General features: G+C 60.7%; 12 protein-coding genes. 11 read left to right on the forward strand and 1 reads right to left on the reverse strand.

The annotated features are described in order from the left end of the window. Window positions 1-23 precede the first annotated feature (23 nt). Entirely contained in the window at window positions 24-1,448 is a 1,425-nt protein-coding gene (locus Q3A80_RS02610; RefSeq protein WP_446327534.1) for an amidase family protein, read from the forward strand. 201 nt (window positions 1,449-1,649) lie between these two features. On the opposite strand, the gene Q3A80_RS02615 is transcribed toward Q3A80_RS02610, so the two are convergent. Beyond that, window positions 1,650-2,483, reverse strand: a complete 834-nt coding sequence (locus Q3A80_RS02615; protein WP_446327800.1) for a FadR/GntR family transcriptional regulator — start codon at window positions 2,481-2,483, stop codon at window positions 1,650-1,652. A gap of 234 nt (window positions 2,484-2,717) precedes the next feature. Between Q3A80_RS02615 and Q3A80_RS02620 the strand changes: the two genes are divergently transcribed. From Q3A80_RS02620 to Q3A80_RS02665, 10 genes are all read left to right on the forward strand, one after another. Then, the gene (locus Q3A80_RS02620) at window positions 2,718-3,977 is read left to right on the forward strand and encodes an acyl-CoA dehydrogenase family protein (RefSeq protein WP_446327535.1); all 1,260 of its coding nucleotides are present in this window, start codon (window positions 2,718-2,720) and stop codon (window positions 3,975-3,977) included. A 32-nt stretch (window positions 3,978-4,009) separates the two neighbouring features. After that, a complete protein-coding gene (locus Q3A80_RS02625) occupies window positions 4,010-4,288 on the forward strand; it encodes an acyl carrier protein (RefSeq protein WP_043177519.1) in 279 nt (92 codons plus the stop codon). 121 nt (window positions 4,289-4,409) lie between these two features. Next, window positions 4,410-5,309, forward strand: coding sequence for a 3-oxoacyl-[acyl-carrier-protein] synthase III C-terminal domain-containing protein (locus Q3A80_RS02630; RefSeq protein ID WP_446327536.1), 900 nt, complete (start codon window positions 4,410-4,412; stop codon window positions 5,307-5,309). Next, the gene (locus tag Q3A80_RS02635) at window positions 5,306-6,253 is read left to right on the forward strand and encodes a 3-oxoacyl-[acyl-carrier-protein] synthase III C-terminal domain-containing protein (protein WP_446327537.1); all 948 of its coding nucleotides are present in this window, start codon (window positions 5,306-5,308) and stop codon (window positions 6,251-6,253) included. The genes Q3A80_RS02630 and Q3A80_RS02635 overlap by 4 nt, the downstream gene beginning before the upstream one ends. A gap of 50 nt (window positions 6,254-6,303) precedes the next feature. Beyond that, window positions 6,304-7,923: an acyl-CoA ligase (AMP-forming), exosortase A system-associated gene (locus tag Q3A80_RS02640; protein WP_446327538.1), complete on the forward strand. Its 1,620-nt coding sequence runs from the start codon at window positions 6,304-6,306 to the stop codon at window positions 7,921-7,923. Continuing rightward, window positions 7,920-9,128, forward strand: a complete 1,209-nt coding sequence (locus tag Q3A80_RS02645) for a pyridoxal-dependent decarboxylase, exosortase A system-associated (protein WP_446327539.1) — start codon at window positions 7,920-7,922, stop codon at window positions 9,126-9,128. The genes Q3A80_RS02640 and Q3A80_RS02645 overlap by 4 nt, the downstream gene beginning before the upstream one ends. Window positions 9,129-9,156: 28 nt before the next feature. Next, entirely contained in the window at window positions 9,157-10,266 is a 1,110-nt protein-coding gene (locus tag Q3A80_RS02650) for an acyl-CoA dehydrogenase family protein (protein ID WP_446327540.1), read from the forward strand. Beyond that, entirely contained in the window at window positions 10,263-10,856 is a 594-nt protein-coding gene (locus Q3A80_RS02655; RefSeq protein WP_446327541.1) for a GNAT family N-acetyltransferase, read from the forward strand. Before Q3A80_RS02650 ends, Q3A80_RS02655 begins: the two co-directional genes overlap by 4 nt. Next, window positions 10,853-11,893, forward strand: a complete 1,041-nt coding sequence (locus tag Q3A80_RS02660) for a 3-oxoacyl-ACP synthase (protein ID WP_446327542.1) — start codon at window positions 10,853-10,855, stop codon at window positions 11,891-11,893. The genes Q3A80_RS02655 and Q3A80_RS02660 overlap by 4 nt, the downstream gene beginning before the upstream one ends. Next, a complete protein-coding gene (locus Q3A80_RS02665; protein ID WP_446327543.1) occupies window positions 11,890-12,816 on the forward strand; it encodes a 3-oxoacyl-ACP synthase in 927 nt (308 codons plus the stop codon). Before Q3A80_RS02660 ends, Q3A80_RS02665 begins: the two co-directional genes overlap by 4 nt. The last annotated feature ends 181 nt before the right edge of the window (window positions 12,817-12,997 follow it).

Raw genomic sequence — 12,997 nt, forward strand, 5'->3', positions numbered from 1 at the left:
TATTATAATTAATTGGAGGCGAGATGACGAACAACCTTTGCGAGCTAACGACCCACGAGCTCAGCGCGCTCTACGAAAACGGTGAAGTCTCGCCGGTCGACGTCATGCGTGACGTGCTCGATCGCATCCAGTCGCTCGACCCGGCGGTCAATGCGGTCTGCGAAATTACCGACACAGCGCTCAGCATGGCAGAGGCCTCCGAAGCTCGATGGCGACGCGGCATATCCCTGGGGCCGCTTGACGGCGTACCGATCACCATCAAGGACAACGTTTCCATCGCGGGCGTCGCAACTCGGTTCGGCTCTCGCGTTACCGGGTCAGAAGCGTCGCATTCGGACAGTCCCTGCGTTGCAAGACTGCGAGAAGCGGGTGCAATCTGCTTTGCCAAGACCACGCTACCCGACTTTGCACACAAAATAGTCACAGATAGCCCTCTTACCGGTACTACACGCAATCCGTGGGATTTCACGCGTACGCCCGGCGGCAGCAGCGGTGGCGCAGCAGCAGTTGCGCTCGGGATGGGCTCCGCAGCGATCGGGACCGACGGCGGGGGTTCCATTCGTATTCCCGCTGCATTCACCGGAACGTTCGGGTTCAAACCAAGCTTCGGGCGCGTGCCTCATGCGCCACGCGGCCCGTTCGGTTTGCTCAGCCACGTCGGCCCTATGACGCGCTGCGTCGAAGATGCGGCGCGCATCCTGACCGTGATCAGCCTGCCAGACAGCCGTGACTGGTACGCCCTACCGTTCGATGGTGGTGACTACGCACGCGGTCTGCAATGTCGGCCTGTCCCCGACGGTATCCGTATTGCCTGTAGCCCAACGCTCGGGCTACCGATTGCGGTTGAACCTGGAATCCATGCCGCCGTGATGCGTGCCGCAATCACCCTCCGCGAATTAGGCGCCCGAGTTGATGCTGCCGACCCGCCCAGCATCGGTCGATGCAACGCCATCCATGCGACCCTCTGGCGCGCGTTTTGCCGACAGCTCACGTCCGGCCTGCCAAGTGGCATCGATGATCTGGATCCGACGCTACAGGCATATGCTCGTGAAGGAGAGGACGTGTCGCGCGAAACATTGCTTGGCGCGTTGATCGAACGCGGCGACCTAGGTGCGGCAGTCAATGCCTTTTTCGAGCGACACGATATCCTGATCTGCCCTGTGTACCCGCGTGTCGCCATGCCGCTCGCCGAGGTAGCGTCTACCAATGAGCTGTTTCCACATTTCACTGCATGGTGTAATCAACTCGGCTTGCCCGCGGCGAGTCTTTACGCAGGCTTAACGGACGACCAACTACCCATTGGCGTACAGATCGTCGGAGGCCGTCACTCTGATGCATTGGTCCTTTGGGTCAGCCATGAGCTTGAGGTCGCATTGGGAAGAGCGCCATTTGCTAAGATGACGCGCGCTCTGTCGGCTTCCGGCGCCAGCGGGGCGCGGATGATCTGAGACGCCCAAGCGGATTACGCCTCGATCGTAGCGAACTTAAGCTGATGCGTCATGCGGACGCTGACTGGCGGAAAGAGCCGCAACGTCCGCGCACATCCAAACTCATCGAATCGACGGCGCGCTGTAGGGGCGGGCAATCGATGATGTCACTGCCGCGTCGTCGAACCGACGCTCGTAGTGAATGTCAAAATTCACTGCCCATCATGACTCGCCGCGGTCGCCAAGATCCAATTCGGAGTCCAGCACCAGCTTCTGCTGCAGCGCAGCGTGCACTGTGCGCAACTGCGAATGCGCTTCGTCCATGTGCGCCGTCATGAGTTGCGCGACCGCGTCAACATCTCGGCGTCGCGCGGCGTCCAGTATCGCGCGGTGCGCGGCAACCGTGTGCCGCCCGAATGCCTGATAATCCTGCTGTGTCACGTTTCCCGCCACGATCACGAGCGTGTGCAGCATCTGATTGATGATCTGGCACAGGCTGCGCAGAAACGCATTCGGATGCGCGGCAGCCAGTACATCGTGGAAATGGATATCCTCGTGTCGCTGGTCGAGCGCCTCGGCGTGACGTGCCTCGAACGGCTCGCAGACGGACACACTGCGCTCGAGCGCATCGAAGTCCGCGTCGCTCAGATGGGGAACCGCACCCGCCGCCACCATGGGTTCCAGCGTGCGGCGTACCGCATAAATGTCCTCGAGCGTGACGCTCTCGAAAAACAGATAGTTCTGCAGCGACTGGAATGCTCGGGCCAGTGGCACGCGCGTAATCGTCGCCCCGCCATCCGGCCCGGTACTCAGGCTCACGAGTCCTTGTATCTCCAGTGCCTTGAGCGCATCGCGCATCGAGCCGCGGCTGACGTTGAACATTTGCTGAAGCTCGGCCTCCTTGTTCAAGCGCTTTCCTGGCCGTGCCTGCCCGTCGTTAATCCAACGCTTGATCTGCTCGGCCACTTGGTCGCCGCGCTTGATTGCGCGCGAGCCTCGTTTATCCGGCTGCGCCGGCGACATCTTCTTTTCGGTTGTCGGTTTTCGCCCTGCCATATCGGTCACGTCCGTCGTTGGCCATTCACTGCTGTATTCCGGCGCCATTATCGGGCATCCGCGCCCGATACGGACAAATTTCCGGTTCCATGCAAGCCTCCCTCCCAAGGTTAGGAGTAGCCGGGATAGTGACCAGGACCTACGCTGCAATCCGAACACCATACGCCGAGTACCCATCACCACTTCCCTGCATGTCGGTCACTCGATGTCGGTTGCCATCAGGAGAAATCCCTCATGTCACAGTCGGTGAAGTCGTCTCAGATGCAATCCGCGCTTGCGACCATCCGAGCCACCCTCTCGGCCGACGGGCTAGATCTGGATCAACTTGCTGCACGTATGCGTTTGCACGGCCCGGAAGCCGACCGGACACGGCAGATTCCAGATGCAGTTTGTGCACCCTCGGACGTTCCTGTGCTGAACTTGAATCTCGTTCCGGCCGCGTATGGAGGTTGCGCGGACGTGCAATCCCTGATGTCGCGCTCCACACTGATGGAATATCTCGGGTACGCCGACGCGGCACTCGCGCTCGCGCTGCCCGGCCCCGGCCTCGCAATGCCGCCCGTCCTCGCACTCGGCAGCGGCGAGCAACAGACCCGCTTCTTCGAACGATTTCGCAGCGACACACCGCGTTGGGGTGCGTTCGCCATTACAGAGCCCGACTGCGGCTCGGATGCGACCGCAATGCGGACCACCGCTCGCAAGACGGCGCGCGGCTGGGTGCTGAACGGCACCAAGTGCTTCATCACCAATGGCGCACGCGCGGACGATGTCATCACGTTCGCCACCATCAATCGGCACGCTGGTCGCTTCGGTGTTCGAGCGTTCCATGTCGATCGCAATACCCCGGGCCTCTCCGTCGATCGCGTCGAGCAAATGGCGGGGCTGCGCGCCAGTCAACTCGCGGTTCTCTCCTACAACGACTGCGAAGTACCCGACGACGCACTTCTCAGACGCGGTGACGAAAAGCCTCTCAACGACGCGTTTTCGGGCGCACAACACGCATGGGACTACTTCCGCCCCCTACTTTCCGCGGTCATGGTCGGCGCATGTCAACGAGTACGCGACGATCTCGCGGCCTACTTCGACGCAGGCGGACATCCTGTGAATCAACGCCATCGCACTGCCGACGTGAACGACGCTCTTCTCGATATCGATCGGCAAATCACTACAGCCCAGTTGCTCTGCCGACACGCGGCGTGGAAAACAGATCAAGGAATGGCCACTTCGGAGGACGCGTCAATGGCCAAGGCGTACGCGTCACAAGTAGCCGCCCGCATCACCCGAGTTGCAATCGAACTCGCCGGCCTTGATGGTATCGCTGCCTTTCCGTCGCTTGAGCAAAGCTATCGCGATGCAAAGGCCTTCGACATCATGGAAGGTACCGGGGACCTGCAGCGACTCATGATTGCTCGCTCCACACTCCGCTCGGCTTCTCTTCCCTGGGAGGTCATCTCTCCCGCGCCGCACCGCTCTACAGAAGCGCACCCATCCTGAACCCATCCGAAACTTCGCACTGGAGATCGTTCATGGCAACCCATCCCGTTTCCCCCAGCTCCGCCAGCGTATCCGAGACAGTGAAAGCTTGCTTGCTATCGGTACTTGGCAGCACCCTGAGCACCGATCTCATCGTAGACGACACGAACCTCTTCGATGTCGGTGTGGATTCGATGAATATGACGGACTTGCTGCTGCAACTCGAACAGCGCTTCGGTTTCACGCTGGCCCCCGAGGATCTATCCGCCGATCTGTTCCTGCGCTTCGGCAATCTCGTCTCTTTCGTCGAATCCCATGCGTCCTTCGACTAACTTCACTGGCGCCGAACCGCGCATTGTCGCCACGGCGCGATATATCCCACAGCACGATGTCCCGGCCGATGCACATTCCGAACCATTCATGGTTTCCGGTGGGTCCGCACGAGAGGACGTGATGCAAGCAGTGTATGCCGATACGCTGCGGTGGCGCGACAGTGGTGCCCCATTCGGCTTGGCCGGTATTCCGTTGCCGCAAGCATCACGGGCTACTGAAAACCGGGTCGCTGCGGAATCCGACCAGACATTGTCCGACATGGCACTTGCCACTGTGCGAACGCTGCTTGAGTCGTCATCTCAGGTCGTCGCGCTCACACTCGATCAAATCATCGTATGCACAACGAGCTTCGAACATGATCTGGCATTGTCGTGCGCCTGCCGTCTCCACAGCGAACTTGGATCAAGCCGAGCACCGCTGGCGGTCGGCCAGCTTCAAGGCGTGTCGTTCCTGATGGCGTTGGAGATTGCCGTGGCGATGATGGCCGCTGACATCCGACTGAATACCGTCGTGATTGTCGCCGCGGAGCGCTGGCGCCGGCCATTCCCACGTCGGATAGGTGCGCAGATCGACATGGGCGACGGGGCCGCTGCCGTACTGATCGCGAGACACCCCGGCCCCGGATGGCGGATAAGCGGGCTCACAGTACGGACGCCCGTAATCCCACCTCTCGCAAGCGAGCGCGAACTCATCTACACATCGACCCTCACGGATGTCATTGGCGAGACGTGCGCAAGCGCGGGTTTTCAACCTGGCAATGTCGACTGGGTACTTCCTGCGCCAGTCGACACTCATCTGGCTCACGAAATCCACACGCGCTGTGGATTGCGGCCCGAACGTGCCTGCCGCATATGCATGGACGCGCCCGGCCATTTCTGCGCAGCCGACACGCCCGCGCGACTCGACGCGCTGCTGCAATCGATCAACCCTAACGAGGGACAACATACCCTCGTTTGGTCTGCCGGTTTCCAAGGGCAGGCCGGTTGCGCTCTCCTTGAATTTCGTCGAGGTGGATCATGATTGCGTCGCAACAAGCCGGCTCCCTTTCTCTATCTGGCATCGCGTTCAGCCTGCCAGATCGGACTGTGGATGCGCTTCGCTGGGCGGAGCGCTGTGGTCAGCCGTCGACTCGTGCGCGCGCACTGATCGAAAACGGCGTAACGCAGTTCCACGACGCAGTTGGCGAATCGCCCGTGACACTTGCCGTCGACGCTATATCGTCCCTGCTGCGCAACACCAGAACAGCACCCGAAACGATCGATGCGTTCGTGTACACGCACACGATTCAGACCAGCGTTATCGCACCACCCGCGAGTACTACGCAACAGATCCAGTCCCAAATGAATCTGAACCGTGCGCTGGCATTTTCAATCATGCAACAGCACTGCGTCTCACCAATGGCCGCGATCCGTGTGTTGCAGGCACTCGCCTCGCGACAACTCACCATCCGGCGCGCGATTGTGGTCTGCGCCGACGTGATCGGTTCCCACTGCGATCGGCTGCGAGCAATCCAGGATCTTGCGCTCCATAGCGACGGTGCCTGTGCGCTGCTGCTAGAACGAGGCGGTCACCGAAACGCGATCGCGGGCTTGCACTTGTATACAGACGGACGATCCTTCCGCGGTACGGACGAGGATCTGCAGCCGGTTCCCGACGATCGATACTACTGGTCTGCGTTCACGACCATGCGTGCCGCCATTCAGCAAGCGGGCATTACGACACGCGAGATTACGCACGTACTGCCTCACCACGCCAATCTTCCGGGCTGGTCCAGGCTGATGGCAATGCTAGCCATCCCTCGCGAGCGGCTCTTCACGGCGAACTTCGCGCCGATCGGCCATGTCTTTGGCGCCGATCCCTTCATTAACTTCCAGACATGTTCGAACCGGGAACCGGGCGGTTACTCGCTGCTGTTCTCATGTGGCCTAGCAGGGTGCTTTGGTGCAATGGTGGTCCACCACTGATCAGCCCATCGATTTCCTTTCAACGCTCGACATTCGATCCGGATACCGTCATGAGAAACATACTCGACCTCGTGGAAGCGGCTGCAAGCCGCACACCTGATGTGGAAGCGCTCGTCTGCGGTTCCGCCCGCATAAGCTACCAAGATCTGGCTCTGCGCGCGCGCGGTATGGGCGACGCCCTCCACGCACTTGGGTTCACGGCCGGCGCGCGCATTGCGATTTATCTGGACAAACGTGTCGAGACGGTCGTGTCGATGCTGGGTGCCGCCGCGGCGCAATGCGTGTTCGTTCCCATCAACCCGCTCCTCAAACCCCAGCAGGTCGCTCACATCCTGCTCGACTCCAGTGCCGATTGCCTGATTACCAGCGCGCTGCGCGCGCGGGTCCTTGACGAACATGGTCTTACCGGCGTTTCCTACACGATTATCGTGGACGATGCCGGCTCCGCAAGCCGACACCTCCGAACAACAACGCACGTTCAAAGCTGGCCCGAGTCCGCAAGCGGAAATCGCACGGAACGCGATGGTGACAATCCGCCACAATCACCGGCGTCGGCCAATGTCGACACGGATCTGGCTGCCATTCTCTACACATCAGGCTCGACCGGATTGCCGAAAGGCGTGATGCTGAGCCACCGCAACCTGCTCGAAGGTGCCTGGAGCGTTGCTCACTATCTGAACAACGTCTCATCCGATCGAATCCTCGCCGCCCTGCCGCTCAGTTTCGATGCTGGTCTGAGTCAGCTCACATCGACTTGGGCGTCGGGAGCCACCGCCGTGCTCATCAACTATCTGGCACCGCAAGACGTCATCGATGCCTGCGCGAGCGAACGCATTACGGCGATCACGGGCGTACCGCCCTTGTGGATGCAACTGGTCCGTGCGGCTTGGCCTGAAACGGCACGCCGGACGCTACGCTACTTCGCGAATACTGGCGGCCGACTTCCGGCGCCCGTCTTGCAGCAACTCCGGGCATTGTTTCCGCAGGCCAAACCCTATTTGATGTATGGCCTGACCGAGGCATTTCGCTCCACGTTTCTCGATCCCTCAGAGGTGGACCACCGCCCCGATTCCATTGGGAAAGCCGTACCTAACGCCCGAATTCTGGTCGTGCGCGATGATGGCTCGCCTTGCGGGCCGGACGAAACCGGAGAACTCGTCCATGTCGGAGCCTGCGTCACGCTCGGTTATTGGAATGACGCGACGCGGACAGCCCAGCGCTATCGACCTTCGCCCGAGTTGAAACCCGGTGGCGCGCCGCGGGATCGTGCTGTCTGGTCAGGCGATCTGGTACGGCGCGATGCAGAAGGATTCCTGTACTTCGTCGCACGCAACGACGCCCAAATCAAGAGTTCTGGTTATCGCATCAGCCCGGAAGAGATCGAAGAAGTCGTTCACGACAGTGGCCTGGTCATGGAGGCGGTTGCCTTCGGAATCCCTGACGATGAACTTGGGGAAGCGATCGTCCTGTTGGTTGTGCCGGTCGCCACGTGCTTCGATGCTCAAACGCTTCAGGCCTGGTGTGTGGAACATCTACCGCGCTACATGGTGCCGCAACGCATCGTGGTCCGCGAGACAGTTCCGCGCAACCCCAACGGGAAATTCGATCGGGCCGCATTGCGCGCCGCCTTCTCGAGCTCTGACACCGTCTCCGAAGTGAGGCAGTCGTGAACGGGCTGTTTGGGGAGCACAACGGCGTCCTCACCATCGGCGGCGTCGAGATCAATCGCCTAGCCGATCGTGCAGGGCGCACGCCGTTCTTCGCCTATGATCGCGCAACGCTCGACCAGCGTGTATGCACGCTGCGCGATACGCTGCCAGCCGGTATCGACCTACATTACTCGATTAAGGCGAACCCGATGCCCGCGGTCGTCCATCACCTTGCGCCACAGATGGATGGGTTCGATGTGGCATCGGCCAATGAGATGGCACTTGCGCTGAATGCCGGCATGCCCGCAGAACTGATCGGCTTCGCCGGGCCTGGCAAGAGCCGCGACGACTTGCGTCGCGCCGTCGCAAGCGGTGTCAACATTCACCTCGAATCGACCACGCAGTTGCACCTCGTGACTGCGCTCGGCTGGGAGCTCGGTGTGCAGCCCAAGGTCGCCATTCGAGTCAACCCAGACTTTCACGTCGATCACAGCGGCATGCGCATGGGTGGCGGGGCCACCCCTTTTGGGCTCGATGCGGAGCAGGTGCCCGAGCTACTGCGCGAGCTCGATGCAAGGGAAGTGGCACTGGCCGGCTTTCATATTTTCTGGGGGTCCCAGTGTCTACATGCCCCGACCGTCATCGAAGCTCAACGCAAGAGCGCGGATCTCGCCGTGAGATTGGCCGGCGGCCTGCCAGTCGCGCCGCAATACGTGAACTTCGGAGGCGGTTTCGGCATCCCCTATTTCGCGGGGGAAACACCACTTGACCTCGCTGCGGTCACCGATGCCATGCACGATTGGCTCGGCGTATTCCGCGGTCGCTTACCGGACACGCGCGCGATCTTGGAATTTGGGCGATATTTGGTCGGGGAAGCCGGCATCTATGTCTGCCGAGTGATCGATCGCAAGGTATCCCGAGACCGAACATTCTTGATCACCGATGGCGGCCTGCACCACCATCTAGCTGCATCGGGAAACTTCGGGCAGATCCTGCGCCGTAATTTTCCGGTCGCCATCGGGAATCGCCAAACACAAGCCCCTACGGAGCGTTGCCACATCGTCGGATGCCTGTGCACGCCGCTCGACCGGATCGCCGACGACGTGCTGCTTCCCGAGGCTCGCATTGGGGACTTTGTGGTCGTCTTCCAATCAGGTGCGTATGGACGCTCGGCCAGCCCTAGGGACTTTCTCGGCCACCCTGATGCGATCGAGATGCTCGTCTGACCACCCTCGTCCTTTGTGGAGGATTGTGATGTTCTCCCCCGACTCCTTCCCGCCAGGGCCCGCTCCGGCGCCGTGGGCACTGACCGATGATCAACGCAACCTCAATATCGCGAGCCAACGCTTCGCGCGCAACCGACTGGAGCCTTTGCTTGCCGGTTCACCCAACGTAGCAGCGTGGCAAGAAACCGTCAGACTCGCTGCCGCCACACTTGATCTTGGAGCAATGGTCCTACCCGAGGAACACGGCGGCCTCGGAATCGACCGTCACGGCCTGGCACTTGTTGTCGAAGCGCTCGCCGCTGGACCGCTTGAGCGTGCGTTGGAGTTGACGCTGACAGCACCCGCGCTCATGGTGCTCCGGACGCACAATGCACTCGGTCCAGTTCTGGCTCGGCCAGTTCAGGCGTATTTCGACGGCACAACAGCGATCGCGTTGTCCGTGCCCGGCATCGACAACGCAACAATATGGCAACTCGGTCCACTGGGCGACGCTGTGACCCTCGCCATGCGGATAGATGACAAGCGGCGCCTCCTCCTCACCGAGCGCCCACGTGATCAGCGACCTTCGAGATCGACAGGCATCGCGACGCTCGGCACCCTCGTTTTGGAGCAATTGCATTCGGACGAAGCCGCGGCCGAAACGCCCCTCGCCGTGATTGCGCGAGCCGACAGCGATAGCGTTCCTCCCGCGCAAACGTACATGACGGAAATCGGCCTCTATCTCGCTGCGCTCTTGACGGGCGCCATGCAACATAGCGTCCGGTTCGCGTTCGATTACGCGACGACTCGGCAAGCGTTCCGAAAGCCGTTAGCAAGCCACCAGCTCGTCGCGGCGCGATTATCCGACATGCTGATCGTCACCCATGGCACTCACCTGTTTTTGCAGGCAGTAAGGACGGCTCGCCCGTCGGCGCCGGTCCCGTTGGTCCGTCAGTTACTGCGACACGTCGCGGCCGAGTCGGTCAACGTCAGTCGTGAATTCGTGCAGCTTTGCGGTGGGCACGGCTACGTTGAAGGTCTCCCGCCGGCAGCCCGCTTCCAGAGCAGCCATTGGGTTGCCCAACTCCTGCTGCGCATCGACACAGCGCTCGGCTGGCTCGCGGAACCGCGGATCGAAAATGGGGAGGTAGACGTATGAATGGTAACGCCCCTACGGATGGCGCGCTTCAGCCCTCAATGGGCAACGCTGCAACGCATGTAACGTCATCCACGTGCTGGTTACGCAAACCAGGGCCGAATGACATCAACGATATCGTCGCCTGGCTCGCTCAGCCGACCATCGGTCGGTGGTTCGACTTCGGGCTCGGCCGCCAAACCCTACCCGCATTGGCGGTGCAAGCAATGGTCCATAGCAGACAGCATCGAATACGCGTATTCGGTTCGGTTGGCTATACAGTGCCGAGCGGTATAGTCGCCGTCAGTGATGTCACGCATCTCTTCGCGACAGGCACATTCTGGATCCTCCGCGACCGGTTGCGGCCAACTTGCGTCAATATGGCTTTCAACGCAGCGACATACCTCCTTCATGAAGCGTTCGTCCGTGATCGGCTGCGGTGCATCACTGCATGGGCTGTCGACTGCAATGTGCCGTCGCAACGTCTGCTCGCGCGCCTGGGTTTTCGTCTGATCGGACTGCAACGAGACTGTCATCTCATCGATAGCACGCGCGTCGGGCGGCTCCTTTATGACCTGCTGCCCGACGACCTCGCGCTACCACGTGCACGATGAATACACCTGTGATCACGGCACTTGCCAGCTATGTGCCGCACACAGTCGCTGTACAGCGTGAGCGCGGAATCGAGCCGACGCTCGGTGCTCCGATGCGGTCCGGTTGGCACGCTTGGGTCGCGTCGTGGCAAGCGGATTACGCCCGTCACCCCACAAAGAAGGCGGCTTCAACCGGAAGCGCTGCAATCAGCGCAGCGCCGGACGAATTTCGTTGTGTCCCTGTTGAGCGCGATACCGATCTATCTGGGCTCGCCGCGAAAGTGGCGCAGACAATATGTGCTGCGCGGCCAGCCAATGCAGCGCCGATCGATATTGCAATGTTCTGCCACAGTAGCCTCAACGAGCATGTGTCCACCACGACCGCTGGACGCTTGCGTGCAGTAATCGGCACGCCCTGCTTCCCGTTCTCCATCTCCCAACAGCAGGGGGCCTCCACGTTCACGGCCCTCCAGCTGGCGAGTGATCTGCTGATTGCGGAGCCCGAAATCCACACCATCTTGATCGTCGCTGCAGAAAAGTGGTGTCCGCCGTTCTCGCGATGGACCGACCAAGGAATTGTGCAGGGCGATGCAGCCGGTGCCATCCTCGTGGAACGCTCCAGACCCGCGTCTTGCGGACTGGTGGTGATCGACGCACGCACCAGCCGCCTCCACCGGTTCGCGCCACCCGCCCCGCTCTCAAGCCTAGACATCCGCACCGATTGGGTTCCGGCGCTGCAATCGACGATCGACGCGATACTGCTCCGACACGCGCTTCAGCCGAACGACCTCGGCACCGTCGTAGGAGCAGGAATAGATCCGCAACTTGAAGAAGCTATTTGCCGACATCTCAGTCGCCGTGTCGTTGAATTTTCCGACCGCCGCCGCGCCCATCTGGGCGCAGCCGAACCTATCGTGCGGCTCGCCAACACACTCGAATCTCACGACCTGTCAGTGTGCGACCGAATCCTGACGTGGGGCGTCGGCCTGGGCGGTTTCGTCGGTTGCGCACTGTTCGAATCGCATGGCAGGCCGCACTTATATCTCAACCCGTCATGAGCGCTTCTATTGGGATCGTCCATACCGCTTACTATCTGCCTGAGCCGGCCGAAGATGTCCGCAGTTGGGCCCAACGAACCAAGCAGTCCGTCGAGACCGTCAAACGCCTCGAAGAAGCGGGGGTGCACTCGTTCTATGACGCTCGGGGACAGACTGCGCTTTCGCTCGCCGCGAACGCCATCCAATCGCTCGTTCGTGCGACCCATCTTGCTCCCGATACGATCGACTTTCTCGTCTACGTTCATACGCTTCAGGGCAGCGTCGCCCCTCCGCCGCTATCCCTGCCACGCCTGCTATGCGAACACTTTGGTTTCGAGCAGGCAGACGCATTCTCGTTTGCGCAACAGCATTGCGCCTCATCACTGGGCGCGCTACGGATCATTCGCGCGATGTTTTCCGCCCGTCCAGCTATCAACCGCGGCCTGCTGGTCGGCGCAGACGTCATGCCCCTCGCAAGCGATCGGTCAATAGCCGGGGCGGGATTGCTCAGCGACGGCGCATGTGCTGTGCTCGTCGAACGCGATACCTCGATCAATCGATTGGTCTCGCTGGCGTTTCACGCGAGTGGAGAAGGTTGGCTAGGCACACTGGGAGAAGATGAATCGCGTATCGCAGCTCAGTACTTCTTTGCCGCGCGTCGACTCGCGACGCAAACGAGCGCTGAGGCGAATGTGCCCCAAGCTGAAATTCAGCGCATCTTGCCTTCCCATCTTGATCTGCCAACCTGGCTTCGAACTACCGCATCGCTCGGTCTTCCAGCACGATGCCTGTTTACGGACAACTTTGCTCGCGTCGCGCATGTGACGGTCAGCGATCCATTCATCAATCTCGCCGACTGCGATGATCTGGTTTCCGGTAAGCCTTTCCTGCTATGCGCCCGCGGAGTGGGAGGATTTTCCGCAGCGGCACTCTTCGTTCGCTAACAGGATCGTTGAATTCAGGAAATTTCGCTGATGGCGCGGCACGCGATCGCTAAATACGCTGCAATATCGTTCTCGTTCCGAGACGGTGACTTTTAAAAATAAAATCGCGTATTAAATTATTACAATCTATTGGATGACGTTCCGGTTCAAACCATTAGACTCCACATTAGCTACGCACCCA

This window comes from Burkholderia sp. SR8 (assembly GCF_052851275.1).

Excerpts from the sequence above, each read along its gene's own strand:
- Q3A80_RS02610 (WP_446327534.1), top strand. The coding sequence starts at position 24 with ATGACGAACAACCTTTGCGAGCTAACGACCCACGAGCTCAGCGCGCTC.
- Q3A80_RS02615 (WP_446327800.1), bottom strand. The coding sequence starts at position 2,483 with ATGGCAGGGCGAAAACCGACAACCGAAAAGAAGATGTCGCCGGCGCAG.
- Q3A80_RS02620 (WP_446327535.1), top strand. The coding sequence starts at position 2,718 with ATGTCACAGTCGGTGAAGTCGTCTCAGATGCAATCCGCGCTTGCGACC.
- Q3A80_RS02625 (WP_043177519.1), top strand. The coding sequence starts at position 4,010 with ATGGCAACCCATCCCGTTTCCCCCAGCTCCGCCAGCGTATCCGAGACA.
- Q3A80_RS02630 (WP_446327536.1), top strand. The coding sequence starts at position 4,410 with ATGCAAGCAGTGTATGCCGATACGCTGCGGTGGCGCGACAGTGGTGCC.
- Q3A80_RS02635 (WP_446327537.1), top strand. The coding sequence starts at position 5,306 with ATGATTGCGTCGCAACAAGCCGGCTCCCTTTCTCTATCTGGCATCGCG.
- Q3A80_RS02640 (WP_446327538.1), top strand. The coding sequence starts at position 6,304 with ATGAGAAACATACTCGACCTCGTGGAAGCGGCTGCAAGCCGCACACCT.
- Q3A80_RS02650 (WP_446327540.1), top strand. The coding sequence starts at position 9,157 with ATGTTCTCCCCCGACTCCTTCCCGCCAGGGCCCGCTCCGGCGCCGTGG.
- Q3A80_RS02655 (WP_446327541.1), top strand. The coding sequence starts at position 10,263 with ATGAATGGTAACGCCCCTACGGATGGCGCGCTTCAGCCCTCAATGGGC.
- Q3A80_RS02660 (WP_446327542.1), top strand. The coding sequence starts at position 10,853 with ATGAATACACCTGTGATCACGGCACTTGCCAGCTATGTGCCGCACACA.
- Q3A80_RS02665 (WP_446327543.1), top strand. The coding sequence starts at position 11,890 with ATGAGCGCTTCTATTGGGATCGTCCATACCGCTTACTATCTGCCTGAG.